Annotated in this window: 20 protein-coding genes; 8 read left to right on the top strand and 12 right to left on the bottom strand. The window is 61.2% G+C overall.

Features of this window, described 5'->3' with window-relative positions:
- Positions 1–313 precede the first annotated feature (313 nt).
- Together fabF and GB927_RS10600 are read right to left on the bottom strand one after the other, a co-directional pair.
- The gene (gene fabF, locus GB927_RS10605) at positions 314–1,582 is read right to left on the bottom strand and encodes a beta-ketoacyl-ACP synthase II (RefSeq protein ID WP_256116766.1); all 1,269 of its coding nucleotides are present in this window, start codon (positions 1,580–1,582) and stop codon (positions 314–316) included.
- Positions 1,583–1,669: 87 nt separating this feature from the next.
- Positions 1,670–2,479: an SDR family NAD(P)-dependent oxidoreductase gene (locus GB927_RS10600; protein ID WP_256116762.1), complete on the bottom strand. Its 810-nt coding sequence runs from the start codon at positions 2,477–2,479 to the stop codon at positions 1,670–1,672.
- Positions 2,480–2,602: 123 nt separating this feature from the next.
- Here GB927_RS10600 and GB927_RS10595 point away from each other — a divergent pair, with 123 nt between their 5' ends.
- The 3 genes from GB927_RS10595 (at position 2,603) to dinB (ending at position 7,368) form a co-directional block, all read left to right on the top strand.
- Positions 2,603–3,559, top strand: coding sequence for a GlxA family transcriptional regulator (locus GB927_RS10595; protein WP_256116761.1), 957 nt, complete (start codon positions 2,603–2,605; stop codon positions 3,557–3,559).
- Positions 3,560–4,208: 649 nt separating this feature from the next.
- Positions 4,209–6,278 (top strand): ATP-dependent helicase, encoded by a 2,070-nt coding sequence (locus GB927_RS10590; RefSeq protein ID WP_256116760.1) that lies wholly within the window; start codon positions 4,209–4,211, stop codon positions 6,276–6,278.
- 1 nt (position 6,279) lies between these two features.
- Entirely contained in the window at positions 6,280–7,368 is a 1,089-nt protein-coding gene (gene dinB / locus GB927_RS10585) for a DNA polymerase IV (protein WP_256116759.1), read from the top strand.
- A gap of 133 nt (positions 7,369–7,501) precedes the next feature.
- Here the strand turns inward: dinB and GB927_RS10580 are convergent, their stop codons facing one another.
- From GB927_RS10580 to GB927_RS10540, 9 genes are all read right to left on the bottom strand, one after another.
- Positions 7,502–7,735, bottom strand: a complete 234-nt coding sequence (locus GB927_RS10580; protein WP_256116757.1) for a hypothetical protein — start codon at positions 7,733–7,735, stop codon at positions 7,502–7,504.
- 91 nt (positions 7,736–7,826) lie between these two features.
- Positions 7,827–8,681: an HpcH/HpaI aldolase family protein gene (locus GB927_RS10575; RefSeq protein ID WP_256116756.1), complete on the bottom strand. Its 855-nt coding sequence runs from the start codon at positions 8,679–8,681 to the stop codon at positions 7,827–7,829.
- Positions 8,682–8,695: 14 nt separating this feature from the next.
- Entirely contained in the window at positions 8,696–9,715 is a 1,020-nt protein-coding gene (locus GB927_RS10570) for an amidohydrolase family protein (RefSeq protein WP_256116755.1), read from the bottom strand.
- 28 nt (positions 9,716–9,743) lie between these two features.
- On the bottom strand, positions 9,744–10,688 hold the full coding sequence (locus tag GB927_RS10565; protein ID WP_256116754.1) for a substrate-binding domain-containing protein: 945 nt from the start codon (positions 10,686–10,688) through the stop codon (positions 9,744–9,746).
- 80 nt (positions 10,689–10,768) lie between these two features.
- On the bottom strand, positions 10,769–11,800 hold the full coding sequence (locus GB927_RS10560; protein WP_256116752.1) for an ABC transporter substrate-binding protein: 1,032 nt from the start codon (positions 11,798–11,800) through the stop codon (positions 10,769–10,771).
- A 102-nt stretch (positions 11,801–11,902) separates the two neighbouring features.
- A complete protein-coding gene (locus tag GB927_RS10555) occupies positions 11,903–12,763 on the bottom strand; it encodes an ABC transporter permease (RefSeq protein ID WP_256116751.1) in 861 nt (286 codons plus the stop codon).
- 18 nt (positions 12,764–12,781) lie between these two features.
- Positions 12,782–13,585 carry an ABC transporter ATP-binding protein gene (locus GB927_RS10550; protein ID WP_256116750.1) on the bottom strand — a complete coding sequence of 268 codons (804 nt, stop codon included), beginning with the start codon at positions 13,583–13,585 and terminating at the stop codon, positions 12,782–12,784.
- A gap of 29 nt (positions 13,586–13,614) precedes the next feature.
- The gene (locus GB927_RS10545) at positions 13,615–14,583 is read right to left on the bottom strand and encodes an amidohydrolase family protein (RefSeq protein WP_256116749.1); all 969 of its coding nucleotides are present in this window, start codon (positions 14,581–14,583) and stop codon (positions 13,615–13,617) included.
- Between the two features lie 223 nt (positions 14,584–14,806).
- Positions 14,807–16,054 carry a LysR family transcriptional regulator gene (locus GB927_RS10540; RefSeq protein WP_256116748.1) on the bottom strand — a complete coding sequence of 416 codons (1,248 nt, stop codon included), beginning with the start codon at positions 16,052–16,054 and terminating at the stop codon, positions 14,807–14,809.
- A 390-nt stretch (positions 16,055–16,444) separates the two neighbouring features.
- Between GB927_RS10540 and GB927_RS10535 the strand changes: the two genes are divergently transcribed.
- From GB927_RS10535 to GB927_RS10515, 5 genes are all read left to right on the top strand, one after another.
- On the top strand, positions 16,445–17,524 hold the full coding sequence (locus GB927_RS10535; RefSeq protein ID WP_256116747.1) for an Ldh family oxidoreductase: 1,080 nt from the start codon (positions 16,445–16,447) through the stop codon (positions 17,522–17,524).
- Positions 17,525–17,549: 25 nt separating this feature from the next.
- Entirely contained in the window at positions 17,550–18,719 is a 1,170-nt protein-coding gene (locus GB927_RS10530; RefSeq protein ID WP_256116746.1) for an alpha/beta hydrolase family protein, read from the top strand.
- 69 nt (positions 18,720–18,788) lie between these two features.
- Positions 18,789–19,868, top strand: coding sequence for an Ldh family oxidoreductase (locus GB927_RS10525; protein WP_256116743.1), 1,080 nt, complete (start codon positions 18,789–18,791; stop codon positions 19,866–19,868).
- A gap of 2 nt (positions 19,869–19,870) precedes the next feature.
- Positions 19,871–20,902 (top strand): aldehyde dehydrogenase family protein, encoded by a 1,032-nt coding sequence (locus tag GB927_RS10520; RefSeq protein ID WP_256116742.1) that lies wholly within the window; start codon positions 19,871–19,873, stop codon positions 20,900–20,902.
- An 11-nt stretch (positions 20,903–20,913) separates the two neighbouring features.
- Complete coding sequence (locus GB927_RS10515; RefSeq protein ID WP_256116741.1) at positions 20,914–21,321, top strand: cupin domain-containing protein; 408 nt, start codon at positions 20,914–20,916, stop codon at positions 21,319–21,321.
- A 110-nt stretch (positions 21,322–21,431) separates the two neighbouring features.
- Here the strand turns inward: GB927_RS10515 and GB927_RS10510 are convergent, their stop codons facing one another.
- A complete protein-coding gene (locus GB927_RS10510) occupies positions 21,432–22,328 on the bottom strand; it encodes a LysR family transcriptional regulator (RefSeq protein ID WP_256116740.1) in 897 nt (298 codons plus the stop codon).
- Between the last annotated feature and the right edge of the window lie 2 nt (positions 22,329–22,330).

Here is a 22,330-nt window from a genome sequence, read left to right as displayed (position 1 = left end):
CGCACGACGCCGCGAGGCGCAGACGGCTTGCGATTTGGCCTGAGGGACCTCAGGCGATGGGTTTCTTGGGAACGCTGGCCGAACCATGCTCAAAAATGCATGGAGGGCGTGTGCTTGGCCGCCTGGACGACAATTCGTCCACCTGTTTACTCCGCCAGTGGGCGGATCAAGGGAAGCAGCCGCTTTTCGCGGTAAACGCCATTTACGCCTGACGACGTTGCGCGGCAAGTCCCTTTTTTATGAACAATACGACCCGGTGTCGCCTCTGCCGAGGCCGGCCCGTTCATGGGCCGGCCGCGTTATCTCGTGTCGTTCACCCCACCCATCGGCGAAACAGGACGCTGGCATTCACGCCGCCAAAACCAAAACCGTTGGAAATGGCATGGTCGAACGCCATCGCCCGTGCCCGGCCGGTGACGAAGTCTATCCCCTCGGCGGCAGGGTCGGGCATTTCGAGGTTCAAGCTCGGCGGCGCGACCTGGTCGCGGAGCGCGAGCAGGGTGAAGATGGCTTCCAGCCCGCCCGCCGCACCGAGCAGGTGCCCGGTTGCGGATTTCGTCGCGCTCACGGCGATCCGGCCGTCGCGCCCGAACACCGCCTTGATGGCCTCGATTTCACCCTTGTCGCCCACGGGCGTCGAGGTGGCATGGGCATTCAGGTGGCCGATGTCCCCCGGCGCGATGCCCGCCTGCGCGATGGCGAGTTCCATGGCGCGCCGCGCGCCCGATCCGTCCTCCGGGCCGGATGTGATGTGGTGGGCGTCGGCCGTCGTGCCATAGCCGACGAGCTCCGCGATGGGTTTCGCCCCGCGCGCCAGGGCATGGTCCAGCGCCTCTATCACGAGGATGCCGGCGCCTTCGCCCATGACGAAGCCATCGCGGTCGGCATCGAAGGGCCGCGAGGCGCGCTGCGGCGTCTCGTTGAAACCCGTGGAGACGGACCGCGCCGCCGCGAAGCCGCCGAGGCTGACGGCGTTGATGCAGGCTTCCGTCCCGCCGCAGATCGCGATGTCGGCCTCGTCCGCCCGGATGAGGCGTGCGGCGTCGCCGATCGCCTGGACGCCGGCGGCGCAGGCCGTCACCGGCGTGCCGATCGGCCCTTTGAACCCGTGGCGGATCGAGACCTGGCCGGCGGCAAGGTTTGCCAGGAACGAGGGGATGGTGAAGGGCGACAGCCGCCGAACGCCGCGCTGGTCTGCCGTGCGCACCGCTTCGGAAATCGCCGGGAACCCGCCGACGCCGGTGGCGATCACCGTGGCCGTGCGTTGCTGTTCGCCTGGTGTAACCGGCGTCCAGCCCGCCTGTTCCAGCGCCTCGGCCGCCGCCGCCAGGGCAAAGAGGATAAAGCGGTCCATCTTGCGCTGATCCTTCGCCGGGACGGTTCGATCGGGATCGAAGCCGGCCGCAGCGTCATCCGCCAGCGAAGGCACCGTTCCCCCGATCTTGCAGCCGAGATCGGCGACAATGTCTTCGGGAAGACGCCGAACCCCCGATTGCCCGGCAAGAAGTCGCGACCATGTCGCCTCGACCCCTGCCGCCAAAGGGCTGAGCGCGCCCATTCCCGTTATCACGATGCGACGCATTGCTGCTCCTGACTGAGCGACAGGTGCTGGATGCATGCCGGTCCGCTTTTACTGTCGTTGCGCATTTCAGATCTCCTACTTGAGAATTCAGGCGACTGCCGGTTGGGCGGCGTAGCGCGCGGCGGGGCTTGAGTGCGACAGGTTTGGCTTGAGCGCCACGCGTGCCGCTTCGAACCGCTCCCAATCCGCGGCGTCAGGCAAGGCGGGAATGGTCACCAGTTCCCCGGCGGCGAAGCCGGCAAGGGCCGCGTCGACCATGGCCGTGGCCGGCATGACGATTTCGCCCGGCAGAAGCTCGATCGGTACGCCCGCGACCGCCCAGAAGTCCGTCGCCGTGGCACCCGGCAGCACCGCGTGGATGCGCACGCCCTTGTCGGCGAGTTCGTGGTGGAGCGATTGGGAGAAGGCGAGGACGAAAGCCTTGCTGCCGCCATAGACGCCGTTCAGCAGTTCGGGCGCAACAGCCACGATGGACGCGATATTGATGATCGTGCCGCCGCCGCGCGCCACGAAGGCGGGTGCCGCGGCATAGGTCAGCCGCGTCAGCGCGGTCACGTTGAGGTCGATCATGGCCTGCATCGAGTCCACATCGCCGTCGAGCAGCGGTGCGGCGGCGCCGACGCCGGCATTGTTGACCAGCATCGTGATACTTTGGTCGGTGCGCAGCACCTGTTCCACGCGCCGCAGGTCGTCGCGGCGGCCTAGGTCCGCCTGCACCACTTCGACCGATCGCCCGGTCGTGTCGCTGATCACGGAGGCGAGGCTCCGCAGCTTGTCGACGCTGCGCGCCACCAGGATCAAGTCGTAACCCTGCTTGGCCAGCCGGTCGGCATAGATGGCGCCGATCCCCGACGAAGCGCCCGTCACGAGCGCCGTACCCTTATGTGCATTCGACATGTTGGATCTCCTTGAAGGCCTGGACCAGTTCCAGGGCATGGGAGGAGAGTAGGCCGCCTTTCCTTTGTCTCAAATGTCATATATGCCACTATTAAGGACATAGCCCATGAAGAGGACAGGCCCGTGTTGCGGATCGGTTTCGTATTGTCGCCCGACTTCCAGATGATGAGCCTGGCGGCAGCCTCGGCGTTCGAATTCGCCAATCTCACGGCCGGCGAAACCCTCTATTCGATCGATTTCCTGTCCGCAGAGGGCGGCCCGCTCGCAACCTCGCTGGGCAACACCATCGATACGCAACCAATCGGCACCCCTGGGCACGACACACTGATCTTCGGCACCGGGGTCGATCTTGAACCCACACCGCCGGCCCTCGTCGCCTTTGCACGGGAGGCGTTTCATACGACGCGACGCGTCGCGGCGATCTGCGTCGGCGCCTTCGTGCTCGCCGAAGCGGGCCTGCTCGACGGCCGGCGCGCGACGACCCATTGGCTGGCCGCCCGCAAGCTTCAGGCGGCCTATCCCCAGATTCGCGTCGAGGAGGACCGGATCTTCATCATCGACGGCTCGATCTGGACCTCGGCGGGGATGAGCGCCGGCATCGACATGGCGCTGGGCATGATCGAAAAGGATTTTGGCGCGGACCTGGCGCAGTCGGTGGCCCAGCGCCTCGTGCTCTACCATCGTCGCGGCGGCGGCCAGTCGCAGCATTCCGAACTGCTCGCGCTGACCCCCAAATCGGATCGCATCCAGACCGCGCTGACCTATGCGCGAAGCAACCTGCGCTCGGCGCTGAGCGTGGAGGAGCTTGCCGAGGTGGCCCATCTGAGCCCCCGCCAGTTCAGCCGCGCCTTCCGGGCGGAGACGGGGCAGACCCCGGCCAAGGCGGTCGAGAACCTGCGGCTGGAGGCGGCGCGCATGATGATGGCGCAGAGCCGGCATCCGGTCGACGTGGTCGCCTCCGAGACCGGCTTTGCCGACCGCGAGCGAATGCGCCGCGCTTTCGTGCGCACCTTCGGCCAACCGCCCCAGGCGATCCGCCGCAACGCCCGCGGCGCGATGGCGGAGGATATTCCAGGCTAAAGCAGCTCGCTCTCTCGATCAGAGCATCTGCTGATACGTGGCCGCACCCACTCGACGAGATCTTGGAGATATCAAGTTCTATACGATTCCCCGATCTGCGTTTCACGCCAGACCACTTTTTCCATGGCTGAAGAATAATGAAGCAAGTGTTCCATAATTCAGCTTATGTGACTCATAAACCTCGATCGGATGGGTTCAAGGATGAAGTGCGACTTGCAACAGAAAACAACGGTGATCGCTTGCAAGGAACGAACCCTGAAGCGCACCTACTCCCAGATTGATCTGGCGTCGCAGCATTTGCAAGAGCGACCGTTCAACTCTCGATCGAAGACCAGGCTGGAGTGTTTGCTGCTGCGCCACCAATCCTTTTCGTCTGGCAAACGTCCTTGTCGTGGCGATATTTACTGGAAAAGGCAGCTTATTGCTCATCGGCAGGCTGCTCTCGCACGCCGTTCCCAATAGGCCTATTGATGGATCCATACCGCTTAGCATGACAGCGATTCGCCCGTACAATGGTCTTGCAAAGATTCGCGTTCCCGATCGCGGTGGCTGCCTTTGACAAATCGAATTTGTGAACGCCACACGGCCAATCAAAAGAATGGGAAACCCGAACGGGTCCGGAATTTTTTCTTAGGAAAATTGGTTTCACATGACGGCAGCCTATCTTGAGAAACTGAACGACCGTCAGCGCGAGGCAGTCGAGCATGGCATTGGCCTGCCCGATGGAGTCACCGGTGGCCCTTTGCTGATCATCGCCGGCGCAGGCTCGGGCAAGACCAACACGCTGGCCCATCGCGTGGGCCATCTCATCGTCAATGGCGCCGATCCACGCCGTATCCTCCTCATGACCTTCTCTCGCCGCGCCTCGTCGGAAATGGCGCGGCGTGTTCAGCGCATCTGCCGGCAGGTGTTCGGTGACAATGCTGCGGTCATGACCGACGCCATGGCCTGGGCCGGCACCTTCCATGGCATCGGCGCACGGCTGCTGCGCATGTATTCCGAACAGATCGGCCTCAACGTCGATTTCACGATCCATGATCGCGAGGACAGCGCCGACCTGATGAACCTCGTTCGCCATGAGCTTGGTTTCTCGAAGACGGAAAGCCGGTTTCCGACCAAGGGGACGTGCCTTGCGATCTACTCGCGCGTCGTCAACTCCGAGAGTTCGATCAACGAGGTCCTGAAGGCATCCTACACCTACGTGCTCGGCTGGGAGGAGCAGCTGAAGCAGCTTTTCGCCGGCTATGTCGAGGCCAAGCAGATGCAAAATGTCCTCGATTACGATGACCTGCTGCTCTACTGGGCGCAGGTCATGTCTGACCCGGAGCTTGCCGACGATATCGGTGGGCGCTTCGACTACGTTCTTGTCGACGAGTACCAGGACACCAATCGCCTGCAGGCCTCAATCCTGATGGGTCTGAAGCCGGGCGGTCGCGGCCTGACTGTTGTGGGTGACGATGCCCAGTCGATCTATTCTTTCCGCGCCGCAACCGTGCGCAACATCCTCGACTTTCCGAACCAGTTCTCGCCAAAGCCGGCCGACGTCATCACGCTCGATCGCAACTATCGCTCGACACAGCCGATCCTTGCCGCGGCCAACGGCGTCATCGACCTCGCTCGCGAGCGCTTCACCAAGAACCTCTGGACGGACCGGGAATCTGAACAACGGCCCATGCTCGTGACCGTGAAGGACGAGACGGACCAGGCGAACTACATCGTCGAGCAGGTGCTGGCGAACCGCGAGGACGGCATGACGCTGAAGGAACAGGCCGTCCTGTTCCGCGCTTCCGATCACAGCAGCACCCTTGAGGTTGAGTTGACAAGGCGCAATATTCCCTTCGTGAAATTCGGGGGGCTCAAATTCCTAGACAGTGCGCATGTCAAAGACCTGCTTGCTATCCTGCGTTTTGCCCAGAACCCCCGCGATCGGGTAACGGGTTTCCGGCTGCTTAAGCTATTGCCGGGGGTCGGCTCGCAGACGGCAGCGAAAATCCTCGACACGATCAGCGCTGATCCTGAGCCCTTGCTATCGCTTGCCGAGATCCCGCGGCCGCCCAAGACAGGCGAGGCCTGGCCTGCCCTCATCACGCTGCTTTCCGGCCTGAGGAACGCCGATAGCGGTTGGCCGGGCGAGGTTGCGACGGCGCGGTCGTGGTACGAGCCTCACCTTGATCGTATCCATGAAGATGCTAACACCCGCAAAGCCGATCTCCTGCAACTCGAGCAGATTGCGGCAGGCTACCTAAGTAGGGAACGGTTTCTGACCGAGCTGACGCTCGATCCGCCGAGCGCGACCAGTGACCAGGCGGGCGTTCCGCTTCTCGACGAGGACTATCTGATCCTTTCGACGATCCATTCCGCCAAGGGTCAAGAATGGCGCTCAGTCTTCATGCTTAACGTCGTCGACGGCTGCATTCCGTCCGATCTCGGCGTGGGCACGACCGCGGAGATGGAGGAGGAGCGACGCCTGCTCTATGTCGGCATGACTCGAGCGCGCGACAATCTTTCGCTCATCACGCCGCAACGGTTCTTCACCCATGGCCAGAACGCTCAGGGTGACCGCCATGTCTATGCTTCGCGGACCCGGTTCATTCCCGTGACCTTGCTGCAATATTTCGAGGTGACGAGTTGGCCGAAGGTCTCTGCCGCCGCCAGCGAGCGCAGCGCCCGGCAGATCAGGATCGACGTGGGTGCCCGCATGCGGTCCATGTGGAAGTGAAATGAGCGATGAGATCCAAACGATAGTCAGAAAGATCATCCATGTGGACATGGATGCCTTCTATGCGTCTGTCGAACAGCGCGACAATCCGGAGCTTCGCGGCAAGCCCGTCGCCGTCGGCGGGTCGGCCGCGCGCGGCGTTGTTGCCGCGGCGAGCTATGAAGCCCGCGCCTTTGGCGTTCGCTCGGCACTTCCCTCGGTTACGGCGAAGCGGCGCTGCCCGGACTTGATCTTCGTGCCGCCTCACTTTGATGTCTACCGTGCTGTTTCCAAGCAGATCAGGGAAATTTTTGCGGAACACACCGACCTGATCGAACCCCTATCGCTTGATGAGGCCTATCTCGACGTCACGGACAACAAGCGGGAGATTTCTGTCGCAACCGAGATCGCCACCATGATCCGGGCGCGCATCAAGGAGGTCACCGGCCTCAACGCCTCCGCAGGCATCTCCTATTGCAAGTTCCTCGCCAAGATGGCATCGGACCTCAACAAGCCCAACGGCCAGGCGGTGATCACGCCGAAGAATGGACCGGCCTTCGTTGAGGCGCTCGCGGTGAAGAAGTTCCACGGCGTTGGGCCGGCGACCGCCGCAAAAATGGAGCGGCTTGGGATCCTGACCGGTGCAGACCTCAAAGCGAAATCGCTTGCCTTTCTTCAGGAGTATTTCGGCAAGTCAGGCGCCTGGTACTATGATATCTCCCGCGGCATTGATCGTCGGGCAGTCCAGCCGGATCGACCCCGCAAATCCGTCGGCGCAGAGGACACGTTCATGGTCGATATCTTCGACCTCGATGCTGCTCGAAACGAAATCGCACCGCTCGCAGCCAAGGTCTGGCGTCATTGTGAGATCAACGGCGTCCATGGCCGTACAGTGACACTGAAAGTCAAATACGCCGACTTCCAGATCATTACCCGAAGCAAAACAACCGCGGCGCCGATTGGCGCGATGGGTGTTCTCGAAGCCGTCAGTCAGTCCCTTCTTGATCCTCTGTTTCCCACCGAGAAAGGCATCCGTCTGCTCGGCGTGACGCTTTCGTCTTTCGTTGACGACGAGGCAAGCGATGCGGATCAGCTCGAGCTGCAAATCTAGGTGATTGACCTCTGGCGCTCCCAGCATTGCCACTGACACAATGTTAATTCGAAACGGTCTCGAAATGATAGGGATCGTAGACTACTGCGTGGTTAGCCTTGTTACATCGGCGATGAACACCCGCAGTGAACATCTAGGCGGCCGTGTCTCGACTGTAGAACATCCTCGCCGACGCCTCGAGTACCGAGCGATGTTTCGTTGCGTCGAAGGCGCCCGCCGGAAATGTCTCGATAAGATACTTAGCGAAGGCCTCCTTCGCACCATCTGACAGGTCAAACCACGGTTGCGATGTAATTTCTTCGAATAGTAATTTAAGGGCGCTTAATTCTTCCGGCTGAAATGCTGTCTTGACGAAAATGTGGTCCACGAACGCCTCCTCAAAATATGAGTCTAAGTAAGAGACCCCATTGCAATTTCAAGAGGTTGCCACCCGATCGTCCCAGAAGCTGGCTCGGTCGCTACAGCCTGTTCGACATCTCGAGACCCCTTTCCAACGTCCCAAAAGAGCGAACAGCACCTGCGGCGAGGATGTCGTAGCCCGCCTCCAAGACGGCGGAAAGGTTCTTCGAGCCGACGTGCGGATGACCGACCGGGACGGCATGCGCCTTGCAAATGCGCACGATTTCCGTCATCGCCCGAACGACATCGGGGTGTTCGTACTGGCGCGGATAGCCCAACTCCTGGCTCAGATCTCCCTCCCCGATCATCACCGCGCCAATACCGGGAACTCGTGAGAGGATTTCGTCGAGATTGTCGATCGCCAGCGTGTCCTCGATCATCAGGACCACGAGTATTTCGCCCTCTGGTGCCAGCGGCCACACATCGGCCTTGCGGTAATATTCGTCGGTGCCGACGCCCCAGATGCGCGCAGCGGTTCCCGGACTGTCGCCGCGAAGACCCGCGGGCTCGTAGCCCGGTACGGATTTCAGCCGCGGATACCGGCAAGCCGAGACAGCATTGTAGGCCTGTTCCGCCGTGCTGACATGTGGCCAGACGATGCCGAAGGCACCCATGTCCAGCGCCTGCTTTGCAAGCCACTGGTTCATTTCGCCGCCATTGGCGGGAATGCGCACGATCGGGGTAACGGCGGGCGACGGCAGGCCGGTCGCGATCGCGCGCGGGGCATTGACCATATATTGCAAGGTGTCACGCAGGCGCACGGCATCCCATGGCCGATGCTCCATCTCATAGATGACGCCGTCATAGCGCGCAGCGCTTACCCAGAGCGCGGCTTCGGGTTCTGCCGGAGCGAAGGTGGCGAAGGCCTTGCTGCCGGATTCCAGTGTGCGGATAAGCTGGTTGAGGCGGGTCATGGTGGGTCCTCCTCTTAACGTGCAATAAGCTGGTTGAGACGGGGGAAGACGCGCCGGGCATTACCCTCGAAGATCTTGCGGCGGCCATCCTCATCGAGATGGTCGAGACGATCGATATAGCGCTTCGTGTCGTCGAAGAAGTAGCCGCTGTCCGGGTCCACGCAGCGCACCGCGCCGTGCATCTCGGAGGCGAAAAGAACGTTATCGACTGGAATGACCTCGGCCAGCAGATTGATGCCGGGCTGATGGTAGACGCAGGTGTCGAAGAACAGGTTCTCGCCCATCATAACCGCCGGCTCTGGGCGTTTCCTGTCGAGCGCCATACCGCGGTAGCGGCCCCAGTGATAGGGCACCGCTCCGCCACCATGCGGGATGATCATCTTCAGACCGGGGAAACGCTCGAACAGATCGGACTCGAGGATCTGCATGAAGGCGGACGTATCGGCGTTGATGTAATAGGCCCCGGTAAAATGGTGATTGGGATTGCAGGATTGGCTGACATGGATCATCGCCGGTACGCCAAGTTCCTCCAATCGCTCGTAGAGTTTGAACCACCATGGATCAGTGAGCGGCGGCTCCGTCCAGTGGCCACCGGACGGGTCGGGATTGAGGTTGCAGCCGATGAACCCCATCTCCTCGACGCAACGGTCGAGTTCCGGGATTGCGTTTTCCGGCCGGCAACCCCGGGATTGCGGGAGCTGGCAGACAGGGGCGAAGTTTTTCGGATATAGATCGCACACCCGTCGAATGAGATCGTTGCACACGCGGGACCATTGCTGACTCATCCTCTCGTCGCCGATATGATGGCCCATACCGCCGGCGCGTGGCGAAAAGATCGCGAGATCGGTCCCGCGTTCGCGCTGCATGCGAAGTTGCGTCTTTTCTAGGCTCTCGCGGATTTCGTCGTCGGTGATGACCGCGCCTTCACGCCCGCCAAGCTGCGACAGGTCGCCTTTCGCGTCGATCTGCGCTTTGCGCCAGCCTTCGTGCTGCGCAGGTGCGGTGGTATAATGGCCGTGGCAATCGATGATCATCGTCCGTCTCGCATGTTGTGTGGAAAAATCAGGCGCCGAGCGCAGCGGTCGTTTCGTCGAACAGCTCATCGACCGACAGACGGCGATCAATCAGGCCGTCGAACAGGGCGAAGTCGATGATTGCCTCCAGCGAAGGGCGTAGCGCAGCAAGTGTGAACGGCCGCATCTGCCGCCCTTGCTCCGAGGGAATGTCGCGATCGCGGCTTTCAAGCAGTGAGTCGTAGAGCGCACAGATCACGTCCGGCCGCTGACGGCTGAGATCGGCCCGCGCGACGAAAATGTGGTTCATCGGCACGATGCCGGTTCGGTAGTTCCAGTCGGACGCGACTGCTTCTGGCTCGGCGATCACCGGCTGCAGACGCGGATCATCCGGCTTTTTGTTGCCGAGGATTGCCGCATCGACATCACCGTCGAGCAGCAGTTGGGACAGTGAGCGATCCTCGATCCGACTGACATTGTCGGGCTCGCGATACTCGGCCATATGCGCGTCCTCTTGCGCGATCCAATGCACATCCTGCGGTGACACGCCATATTCGGTGCGCAGGATGCCGCGCACCCAGGTGACCGTCGTCTGCGTGTAGGAGCGAATACCGATGCGCTTACCAGCAAGGCCCTGCGGCAACAGCGTGCCACGCGAGGCGTCATGCGCGAGCGTATGGTGCTGGAACCGTCCGCCGATCGGAGCCGGCAGAAGCAGTAACGGGCGCCCGAGCGCGCGCGCCTGCAGATAGGTGACGATGGCAAGCTCACCGCAATCGAACCGGCCCTCACGGACCATCGGCTTGAACCCGTCATGCGTGATCTTAAAGCTGTCGTCGAAATCGAAACTCAAAAGCTCGCTTTTCAGCGTCCCATCCTTGAGCGAACGGGTACTGGGATTGTCGCCAAGAAGCGTGTGAAGACGCACCTTGCCTTGGCTGGGATAGGATCTCGGTTCGAACACGGACGCCACCTGAAGGATCAAATTGGTCAAAGAAATGCCGTCCGCCGCAGAGCGGTCGGCAGGGACTAGTGGCCCCGGCGCCCGAGGGCGCCAGGAGATTGTCTAGAAGATCAGAGAAGCTTGATCGCTTCCGCCGCCAGCGACATGTCGACGGTCTTGTCGAAGGGGAGCTTCTCCTGTTGCACCTTGACGCGGATGTTCAGGTCCTGAACGTAATCCACGCCTTCAGGCGTAATTTCGAGGTCGTTGGCGAAGGGTTGGTTCTCCTGCATGAATTTCCATTGGAACTCGGATGCAGCGTCAAAATCGGCACCCGTTCCACTCAAGGCAGTGCGGCGCGCCTCTTTGAAGGCTTCGAGTGAATCGGGACTCGATACGTGGCGAAACAGGGCTGCATAGGCGGCTAGCGTGTGCACCAGCAACTCCCGCTTGGATGTGATCGCATCATCGGATGCATAGCCGCCTTGGAACGGGAATTCCTTGAGATCGATCCACATACGGCCGCCTTCGACGATGTGGACGCCCTTTTCCTCGGCGATCGGAATGTTGTCGATCTGGCTCGAGCCTGCATCGACGACGCCTGCGACAATCGCCCGGAAAACGTCGGCGCTGCTTCCGACATTGGCGAATGTCACCTCATCGGGGTCGACACCGTTCTTGAGCAACAGGGCGAGTGTCACCTGGTGCAACTGAGCGCCGATCGCACCGATGCCGATGCTTTTGCCACGCAGGTCGGCGATCGACTTGACGTCGGGATTCTTGCTGAAGATTGCTTGCTGACCATAACGGACGGAGCCGTTCACGAGCTTTACCGCCGCACCCTTGCTGACTGCAGGGAAAAGCTGCGAAAAGCCGGAAAGCGGACACAGATCGATATCACCCGCAAGGACACTGCCCATCAGCTTGTTACCATCCTGCACAAAGGTCAGATCGGCGGTAAGACCAAACCGCTTCAGGAAACCACCCTGCTGCAGCAGCGTCTGCATGGTGGTGGCGAGATTACTGGAGGCGGTGGCAATGTTTACGTGACCCGAGAAGCCGGACTGCGCCCAGCCGACACGTGCGACGAGCATGCCGCCTGCAAGACCTGCGGCTCCCGCGAGGAAATTTCGGCGACTGATGGTGTAGGATTCCTGTTTCATCTGGGTCCTCCCTGACCGTTGAAATGGAAATGAAGCATGCCGGGCATTCGGCTTGCGGGTCTGCGGAGAGCTACGGCACGCCGCAGGACGCCGCCGTACGGTCTAGTCGTCCACGTAGCGCCAGGGCGCGAAGTACTTGTCGAGGCTTCTCAGCGCGATCGTGAGCGTCACGCCCAGCAACATCAGCACGAGGATCGGCACGAACATAGATGCGGTGTCGTACTGGTTGCCGTATTTCACGATCATCGCGCCGAGACCGTTGATGGCGGTGTAGAACTCCGCGACGACCATTCCAATCAGACCGCGGCCGATACCAAGCCTCAGACCAGTCATCATGTAAGGCAGAGCCGATGGCAGGATGATCTTTCTAAAGATTTCCGGTTCGGTCGCATCGAATGCCGCGCCGACATCAATGAGGTTGCGGGGAACGTTCTTTACCCCGGCAATCGCATTGATGAGGATCGGGAACACAGTCAGCAGCGTGACGATGAAGATCTTGGCGCTGTCGCCGAGACCGAACCAGATGATGACGAGCGGAACAATCGCCACTTTCGGCGTGCAGTAAAGGGCATTGACCAGCCAGTCCGCCGCGGCCTCGACATAGCGGTAACGACCGATCAGAAGACCAAGTGCAAGGCCGATGATCGTTGCAAGGCCAAAAGAAATCGCGACGATGCGCAGGCTCGAATAGGTAGCGCTGATCAGTTCACCTGATGCGGTGAGGCGCACGGCGGCTGCGGCAATTGCCGACGGATAGGACATGAACAGCGGATCGACTTGCCGGCCAAGGATTTCCCAGCTGCCGACCGTAAACACAATCGAAGCGAGCCGTACGGCCCACAGGTGGGATTTTTTGACCTTTGGCGGCTCGATGTCCTCGTAGTCGATATTCGGCACAGGATTGGTTTCTGTAGTCTTGGCCGAACCTATGTCGAGCTCGCCGGATATGGATTGTACTGTCATTGTTCTGTTCCCTTCGATTTACGCCGCGACAGCGGGAGCCGAGCGGATCAGCTCCCACATGCGGCCGCGCAATTCCTGGAAACGCGGGTCGCCGCGAAGCTCGGGAAGCGGCGGGCGGGGGTGGTCGAAGGGAATATCGATCACTTCCTTCACCCGACCCGGCTTTGCAGCCAGAACGATGACGCGATTGCTGAGATAGATCGCCTCGTCGAGGTCATGGGTGACGAAGATTGTGGTTTTGCCGACCTCCTGTTGAATTCGCAGAAGCTCTGCCTGCAAAACCTCGCGTGTCTGTGCATCGAGGGCGCTGAAGGGCTCGTCCATCAGCATGATGGCCGGGTCGATAGCGAGCGCCCGCGCAAGGTTGACACGCTGCTGCATGCCGCCGGAAAGCTCGTGCGGAAACTGCTCCTGTGCATGGCTGAGACCGACGAGCGCAAGCAGGTCCTGGGCCTTCTCGCGGCGCTTGGCCGGCGGGATGTTCTGCAGCTCAAGACCGAACTCCACATTGGCCCGTGCAGTGCGCCAGGGAAGCAGGCTTGCCTGCTGGAAGACGAAGCCGCGGTCGCGCCCAGGTTTGACCACTACTTTGTCATCGACCTTCACGTCGCCGGCATCGTGGCGGATGAGCCCCTGGATGATCCTGAGAAGCGTTGTCTTGCCACAGCCGCTCTCGCCGATGATCGAGACGATCTCGCCTTCGAAGATGTCGAAGCTGACATTACGAAGCACGGGCAGGAAACTGTCAGGCGTCCCTCCCCCTCCGCGGATTCGAAAGGTCTTCGAGACCTTCTCCGCGGATAGTTTGATCCTGTGTTCCATTGGTTCCTCCTCCAATAGGTCCAAGCGGTTCAATCCCTAAGAGAAGGGTACAGCTTTTGCGCGGTTGTCGAGAAAATCGCGTCTCGATCGCTGTCGGTCAGCGACGAGAGGGCGATTTTCATGTCGTAGAGATTCTCCTTGAGCACGCCTGCGGTTGCCGGATGGTTCGAGCCCCAGGCAATGCGGTTCGCCCCGAAGACGGAAACGAGCTTCGGAAAGAAGGTCTCGCAGCTCGCCGGCGCCTTGCGTGCCTCGCGCACACCGCGCGGCGTCAGCTTCAAGTAGATGTTCTCGAAAGCGGACAGAGCGAAAAGGCTTCGTGCTCCATTGTAGGGCGGGCCATCCTGCACGTCGGGCCGGCCGAGATGATCCAGGATGATGTTGACCCCTGAAAAACGCTTGGCCATGCCGGCGACCTGCGCATGCCCGGACGGAACGGTCTGGATGCACACCGGCAAACCGAGTTCGGTGCACAAGGCCCAGGCTGGGAAGGATGCCGGGTCGTCCAGCGCATTATTGTCAAAGGACTTCGTGCTGCCGCCACCAGTGAAGAGCCGTACGCCGCTCAGGTTGCGCCCGACCCAGTAGCGGATCTTTTCTTCCGCGTCCGGCGCCGCCATGTCGATGGCTCCGACACCTGTAAAACGGTCGGAATGATGCGCCGTCGCATCGGCGACATAGGAATTGTCGTAGCCGTAGCAGGTCGAGGGTTGCACGACGGCGGCCTTGCGGACGCCCGCCTCGTCCATCGCCTCGATAAGCTGCTCGATCGTGAGCGACTGATGGCGGGACCACTCGGAGCGCTCACCGAAGATCGGTGCATGCGGATAGCGCTGCTGGTCGTCTGAAATGATATGAGGGTGGATGTCTATGACTGGCACGTTCATTTTGATCCTCTTGTCGCCCCGCCGAACGCGGGACCGGTGACGAAGGACAACACCATTCGCCGAGATACTTTGAGGAGGGGCTGGGACGACGAGCGGCATAAGATCGCTCATCAGCAAGTCTGAAGCAGTGCCCGGCTTGGCGCTTGCGCGAACAAATTTCTTTGAAGCGATTGGCGCTGGGCCGGCGTTTTCGGGACCTCCTCCGTCCGAAAACGTCCTGCGACGACACGATGTACGTTACGCGCAGTCGGTGGAAGTTCTCCAATTGGAATTGGTCTGCCCCGTATAAAAAAAAGCAGAAGCACCAACGACGGCGATCGCCGTCTCGGGATGCTCAACGATTACCACTCCCGGAGAAGTTTGAAGCCTCCGCACGAAGAATATTGAGAAAACGCGCCTGGACAGGTGTCGGTACCCATCCCTGCCGCATTGTGACGCCCTTCTCTTGCGAAGCGAAGGGAATGGGGGAATCGATGACGTGTACCAGCTTGAGCATAAGCGCGGTGTCAGCTTCATGGCGGCTGACGAGCGCCAGCCGGTCGCTCGAGTTCAAAACCGCGAGGATCGTGTTCAGCGAACTTGCCTCGATGCCGAGCGTTGCCGTGACGCCAAGCTTGCGCAGCAGCCAATCGAACTGGCTGCGGCGCGGGCTGCCCGCCTTAGGCACGACCCAGTTATTGACGCGGAGATCGTCGGCCGTAACGCTGGACCGCTCCGTCAGCGGATGCCCGCTTCGGCAGATCAGGCAGTAGGGGTCCGTGAACATCATTTCTGTCTGTAATTCATCCGTGGTATCACCCGCCCTCAGCACACCGAAAATCAGATCGATCTCACCGCGACGCAGACTGTCGATCTGCATGTCGTATGGGGCGTTGGTTACATATACCTGCGCATCCGGGACCGCATTCGTCAGCTTTGCGATCGTCGTGCCTATAAGATAGGCGCCGGACATCGGCAGCGTGCCGACCAGCACGCGCCCGCTTTCGACGCCGTCCAGAAAGCGGATATCGTCAACCGCTGCGTCCATCTCACGAAGCGCGAGAGCAAAGCGGCGCGCCAGTTCCATGCCGGCGCCATTCGCCTGCTGGCCGTTCTTCGACGCCGTGTATAGGGAGACCGAGACGTTGGCCTCCAGCTCGCGCGCAGCGCGCTGCAGCGAGGCGATCGAAACACCGATATCACGCGCCGCCTGCGAAAACGAATTGCGCCCGGCGATTGCCATCAAGCAGCGGATCTGCGTGCTCGTAATATTGCGCACAACGGCAGGATTTGCCTGCCCCCGGGACAAAGTGGCGATGGCAGCCTCGATCTGCGCCAATGCCCGCCTGACGCGTTTGAGCAATACGTCTCCGGCTGGAGTTGGAAAGGTGCCGTTGCGCGACCGGTCGAACAGCGGGCGTCCATAACGCTCCTCCAGCACGGAAATCGCCTGCGAAACCGCAGGCTGGGAGAGCCCCACATCCTCTGCTGCGCGGCTGACACTGGCATGCTTTGCAACGGCCTCCATCACACGCAGATGCCGAGGATTGGGCAGTGCGGGAAGGCCCGTATGCAGTGTGTCGAGATCGTCCAAGTCCTTCATGATGCGCCCTCCCAGGCATCGAGGTATCGCTACCAACAAATGGCCACCCTTCACAAAATCCTATACCACGCATTCTCTCAAGGCATGGCCAGGTCCGTGGCTTTATGGGGATTTGCCGATTTTTTCGGCCGTTCCTTCCCTCTCTTCCCCATCAGCTTATGCCAATTCTTCTCCATTCACCAAAGAAGGGTTCAGATTTTTTTTATGGACATTGCGGCTGTTCGAATTTGTTGAGGACAGGCAATTGCCGCACTGTTCCGACATCGGGACTGTCCTCCTTCCGCCTTTCATGGCCTGGGCTGATACCACCCGATCAGGGAGGAGCCTGACCATGAACGCGTATAGCAGCAGCAAGTGCACCGCTCGTACGAGCCGGCATTGGATTAGCTGATGAGTACCCTTGGCGTTGAGAGCGCATTGCTCGTTTCGCATGATCGGCTTGCAGCGCTGGCTGCCGGCATTCTCGCGGCAAGCGGGATGGGCGACGGGGATGCGGCGACCGCAGCCAACCTGATCGTCGAAGCCAACCTTTGCGGAGCGGATGCTCACGGCGTTTTCCGTCTTCCGGACTATTCCGCGCTCCTTCGGAAAGGCCTCATCAATCCCCGCCCGTTGGTAACATCGGATATACGCGGCCCTGCGGTCGCGCTTGTGGATGGCGATGGCGGCATCGGCCATCTCTCGGCCTTGCGCGCGGCAGAACTGGCGGGCGAGCTTGCGCTGACAGCCGGCGTCGCCTGGGTCGGCGTGAGACGCTCAAACCATGCGGGCGCAACGGCAATCTACGCCGAACATATCGCCCGCAAAGGCCTTGTTGGCATATGCGCATCTGTTGCTGCCGCCAACCATATGGCGCCGTGGGGTGGCGCTGAGCCGCTTCTCGGCACAAATCCGCTGGCGATTGCCGTACCGTCGGCAGGCCAAGCGCCCTTCGTACTGGACTTCGCGACATCAGTGGCCGCGTTCGGCGCCGTGAAGACGCTTGCCATGGCCGGCCAAAGCTTGCCGGGTGGTTGGGTTCTCGATCGCATGACGGGCGAGACGCTTACCGATCCCACAAAGCTTTCACAAGGCACGCTTGCCCCCATCGCCGGACATAAGGGCAGCGGGCTCGCCCTCGCGATTGGGCTTTTAGCCGGCGTGATGAGCGGCGCGGCGTTCGGCCGCGACATACGCCCCTTCGATCAGCCCGCCGACGCTCCGGCGAATGTCGGCCATATGGTCATCGCCGTCGATCCCGGTCGCTTCATGCAACGGGCACAGTTCGAGGCCGAAGTCGCCCGCCATCTCGATAGTTTTGCCGAAAGCACGCCAACACTTGGGGCAAGCGCTGTTCGCTGGCCTGGTGCCCGCCGCGCCGCAATATGTGCCAAACGCTCGAAGGGAGGCATCCCGCTCGACCGCAGCGTCGCGAAACGACTTGCGGACCTTGCGCACCAACTCGATTGCCCGATCCCCTTCTCGCTATAAATCGCAACAGCTACAGGAACTGACAATGTCCGACGTGCCCAAGTATTTCATGTACTTCCCCGGCAATTACCGATGGTCTTCCGCCTTCATCAACATGCTTGGACGAACCCCCTATGGCGGCACCGACATCAGCGAGTTGCACAAGGTTGGGCGTCAATTGCAGGGGAAAAGAGCGGACGATGACGAGGCCTGGTTCAATGCCTTTATCCCCGTCGCGGATGAAGTGCGGCAGCGCGGCGAAGCCTTCGAGGCGTCCGGCCATCCGGTCTCGGCCGCAGCATTCTATCTGAGGGCATGCCACTATTATCAGATGGGCGAACGCTTCCGCACGCCCAAAGACCAGCGTGCGCTCGATGCCTACCGCACCGGCGTCGAGTGCTTCCACAAATTCGCGAAACTGGGTGACTACAATATAGAGATCGTCGAGGTTCCCTTCGAAGGCGGCAACCTGCCGGGCTATTTCGTCCCGGCGCAGAATGCGAAATCCGAACGGACGCCCTGCGTGGTCTTCTTCGACGGCCTGGATGTGACCAAGGAGATTCAGTTCGTGCTCGGGGTGCCTGACCTCATCAAGCGCGGCATCTCGGTTCTCGTCATGGACGGCCCCGGCACGGGCGAGGCGATCCGCTTCCGCGGCCTTCACCTGCGCCACGACTACGAAGCCGCCGGCGGCGCCTGCATCGATTACCTGGAAACGCGTGAAGACGTCGACTCGAAGAAAATCGGCGTCGTAGCCATCAGCCTCGGCGGATATTACGCCCCGCGTTGCGCAGCCATGGAGCCGCGCTTTGCCGCCTGTGTCGCCTGGGGTGCTATCTGGGATTACCACGCGGTGTGGAAGCGCCGCATCGAAGCCTCGTTCAACGCCTCCATGTCCGTGCCGGGCCACCACATCACCTGGATCCTCGGCGTAGACACCCTCGAAGAGGCACTCGAAAAGCTCGAGCCTTTCCGGCTCGACGGCGTCGTGCAGAACATGAAATGCCCCTTCCTCGTCACCCATGGCGCGGATGACGAGCAGGTGCCGCTCAAAGACGCCCAGGCCCTTTTCGACGCCATCGGCTCCGCGGACAAGACCATCCGCGTCTTCGATGGCGAGGAAGGCGGGGCACAGCATTGCCAGCGCGACTATCTCACTTACGGCACCGCCACGATGTGGAGCTGGTTCGAAGACAAGCTGGTCCATGGCCGTTGAGCGATACGGCCACGACAAAGCCAGGTCGAGGCCAATCCTGCTTTAGAATAAAAGACATGGAGAAGCGTGATGAGCGTGAACAGCTCTGCCGCCACCATCGCCACGCCCATCGCTGCCATCCACGGCCTCATTCGCGATGCGATGCGCGCCTGCAACCTGTCCGCTGCAGACGCTGACCGGGTCGCGGAGTTGATGGCAGAGGCGGACCTAACCGGCGCCGATGGTCATGGCATCTTCAGGCTGCCGCAATATGTCCGCCGTATCCGTGGCGATGCGGTTAATACAACACCCGATATTCGCGCCGAAATACGGGGGCCATCCGTTGCAGTCGTTGATGGCGATAACGGCATGGGCCATCTGGTGATGAGCAAAGCGGCCGAGACTGCCATTTCTCTCGCTCGGGAAACCGGCATCGGATGGGTCGGCGTGCGAGGATCGAACCATGCCGGCCCCGGCGCGCTTTACGCCGAGATGCCGGTGAAGGCCGGAATGATCGGTATCTACTCCGCCGTTGCAAGTGCAAACCACATGGCCGTCTGGGGCGGCACGGAGGCGTTGTTGGGAACGAACCCCCTTGCGGTGGGTATCCCCGCCGGAAACGGCCCTCCCGTGCTCCTCGACATCGCAACGACCGTCGTGTCCTATGGCACGGTCAAAGGGCGGGTCCTTCAAGACAAACCCCTGCCGGAGGGCTGGATGGTCTCGAAGGAGGATGGAGCTCCGTTGACCGACCAGACGCGCACGGCTGACGGGGTGCTTCTTCCCATCGGCGGATACAAGGGCAGCGGCCTTGCCCTTGTCCTGGGCATTCTGGCCGGAACTCTCAATGGCGCCGCCTTTGGCAAAGAGGTCATCGACTTCAACGCCGACAACACGTCGGCCACCAATACCGGTCATTTCATCCTTGCGCTGGATATTGCACGCTTCATGCCACCGGACGTATTCGCGGCGGTGCTGAGCGAGCAATTGGCCAACCTGCGGTCCGGCCAGACAATCGCCGGCATGCGAATCCGCATGCCGGGTGAGCAACGCACGGCGCGCCGCGCAGAGCGCTCGTCGACGGGTGTTCCCCTCGCCGCCCCTCTCGTCACGCAACTCGATGCGCTTGCTACCGAGCTCGGCATTGCCACGCTTAGCGCAAGGGTGTGACGATGGCGGAGAAAGCCATCGTCACCACCAACCCCGCAACCGGCGCGGAGATTGCCGCATTCGAACCCCATGACGATGCCTACGTAGACAGGGCTTTGACGGCGGCGGCGGATGCGCAGAAGGCGTGGCGCAGAGTGTCGGTCGACGATCGCGCCAAGCTCCTCGCCGGCATGGCGCGTGTTCTGCGGGCGGGCAAACCGAAATATGCGGCCCCGATCACGCAGGAAATGGGCAAGCCGATTGTGGAAGCGGAAGCCGAGATCGAGAAATGCGCCTACAATTGCGATTTCTACGCCACGCAGGCCGGCAAGGCGCTGAAGAAGCAGGTGCTCGAACTCAGCGGATCGGACGCGTTCATCGTGCTCGCCGATGCCAATCTGGACGAGGCTGTCGCCGTTGCTGTAAAAGCACGCTACATCAATGTCGGCCAGTCCTGCGTCAACGCGAAGCGCTTCATTGTCGAGGACAGCATCGCCGATCGTTTCGTCGCGCTATTTTGCGCAGGGGTTGCCAAGTTGAAGGTCGGCGACCCCACCGAGCGCGACACCAATATCGGCCCGATGGCGCGCGAAAACCTGATGGCCGCACTTCACGCGCAGGTCGAGAAGACAATTGCTGCCGGTGCCGAACTGAAGGCCGGCGGCGCGCCGGTCGACCGTCCGGGCTATTTCTATGCGCCGACCGCGCTCGATCATGTAACGCCCGACATGGTCGCCTTTTGCGAGGTGACGTTCGGTCCCGTCGCCGCGATCATCCGGGCAAAGGATGCAGAAGACGCTGTGCGGCTGGCGAACCAAACCGAATTTGGCTTGGGATCGGCAATCTGGACGCGGAACATCGCCCGCGCACGCACGCTTGCCCGTGACATCGACGCCGGTGCCGTCGTCATCAACGGCATGGTCGCTTCCGACCCACGCTACCCCTTCGGCGGCATCAAGCGGTCCGGCTACGGGCGCGAACTCGGCGTCTACGGCATCCGCGAATTCGTCAACATCAAGTCCGTCTGGATCGGTCCAGCCAAGCCAGCAGCATGAGGAGACCAAGCATGACCGGAGCCGCCATCCTTCGCCCGAGAGAGATGAAGACCAACGACCGCGGTGGCGGCGCGCGCACCACGCCATTGGTCACCCGCGCCTGCGGCTCCACCAGCATGATCAACGGCATCACGGCCTTCGATCCGGGGGCGGCGATCGGGCTGCATAGCCACAATTGCGAGGAAAGCGTCATGGTAATCGAAGGCCGGGCGATCGCGGAGATCGACGGTGTCGAACATCATCTCGACACCAACGACACGACCTGGATCCCCGCCAACGTCCCGCATCGCTTCATCAACGCCTCGGACAAGCCCATGCGCATCTTCTGGACCTATGCCTCCATCGACGCAACACGCACCATGATCGCAACCGGCGAAACCCGCTCGATCGATGCCGAGCATGGGAAGGCCAAGACATGACGCCTGCTGGCGTGCTCGACCGATAAGCCGATCACACCACAGCAAGGCAGGGAAAAAGCTGCGCCCGGAGTGCCGAGGCATAAAATGCCCCTAGTGTCGAAGCGGCGAGACTACATCTTGTCGGGTAGAGATTTGGCCAACTCGTCGATCGCCAGCCGCACGCTGAATGGCAAATGCGCTGTCTTCATCCATACCGCATGCACAGGATATAGAAACGGCCTCTCGGTCGGCAGCACATTGATGAGAGTTCCAGCCTCTAGCCTGTCCTTTACCAGCCACAGCGGCAGCCAAGCCAAGCCTTCGCCGTCGGCCGCTGCATCGGCGATCGCATTTAAATCGTCAAGACGCAGACGTCCGGTAACAGAGACCTTAGCATCCGGCTCGGATCCACGTGGAAAAATCCATGGAGCGACAATTCCCGAGCGGCGGTAGAGTACCACCACATGCGCCGCGATGTCAGAAATCGTCTCCAGCGTCCCGTTCGCTTGGAGATAGGCGGGAGATGCGACGACGATCATCTTCTGCGTGGCAATCCGTCGGGCGATGTGGTCCGTCCTATCCGCCAGTTCCCCGGTACGTACGGCGAAGTCATACCCCTCTTCCGCGAGGTCGCTGATGCGATCGGTGAAGGATAGGTCAAGTTCGAGCCCCGGAAAGCGGCGCGTCAACTGCAGGAGTATGGGCGCCACGCAGCGTCTTCCGAAATGGACGGGCAAACTCACCCTCAGTCGCCCGCGGGGTTGTGTCAGATCCCCGGCGACCAAGGCGTCGGCGGAATCCACCTCAGCAAGGATCGAACGGCATCGCGCGTAATAAGCTTTGCCAGGCTCCGTCAAATTTTGCTTTCTCGTGGTGCGATGCAGCAGGGTAATGCCGAGCCGATCTTCGAGAAATTTTATGTGCTTCCCCACCATCGGCCCGGAAATCTCGAAGGCGTCCGCAGTTGCAGCGAACGACCCGAGGTCGACCGCCTTGACGAAGACTGCCATGCTTGTCAAACGATCCATAT

The organism is Shinella lacus (genome assembly GCF_010994755.1).
Lineage (GTDB): Bacteria > Pseudomonadota > Alphaproteobacteria > Rhizobiales > Rhizobiaceae > Shinella > Shinella lacus.
Note: the sequence above shows the minus strand (reverse complement) of the source record. Positions and strands in the feature narration are given on the sequence as shown.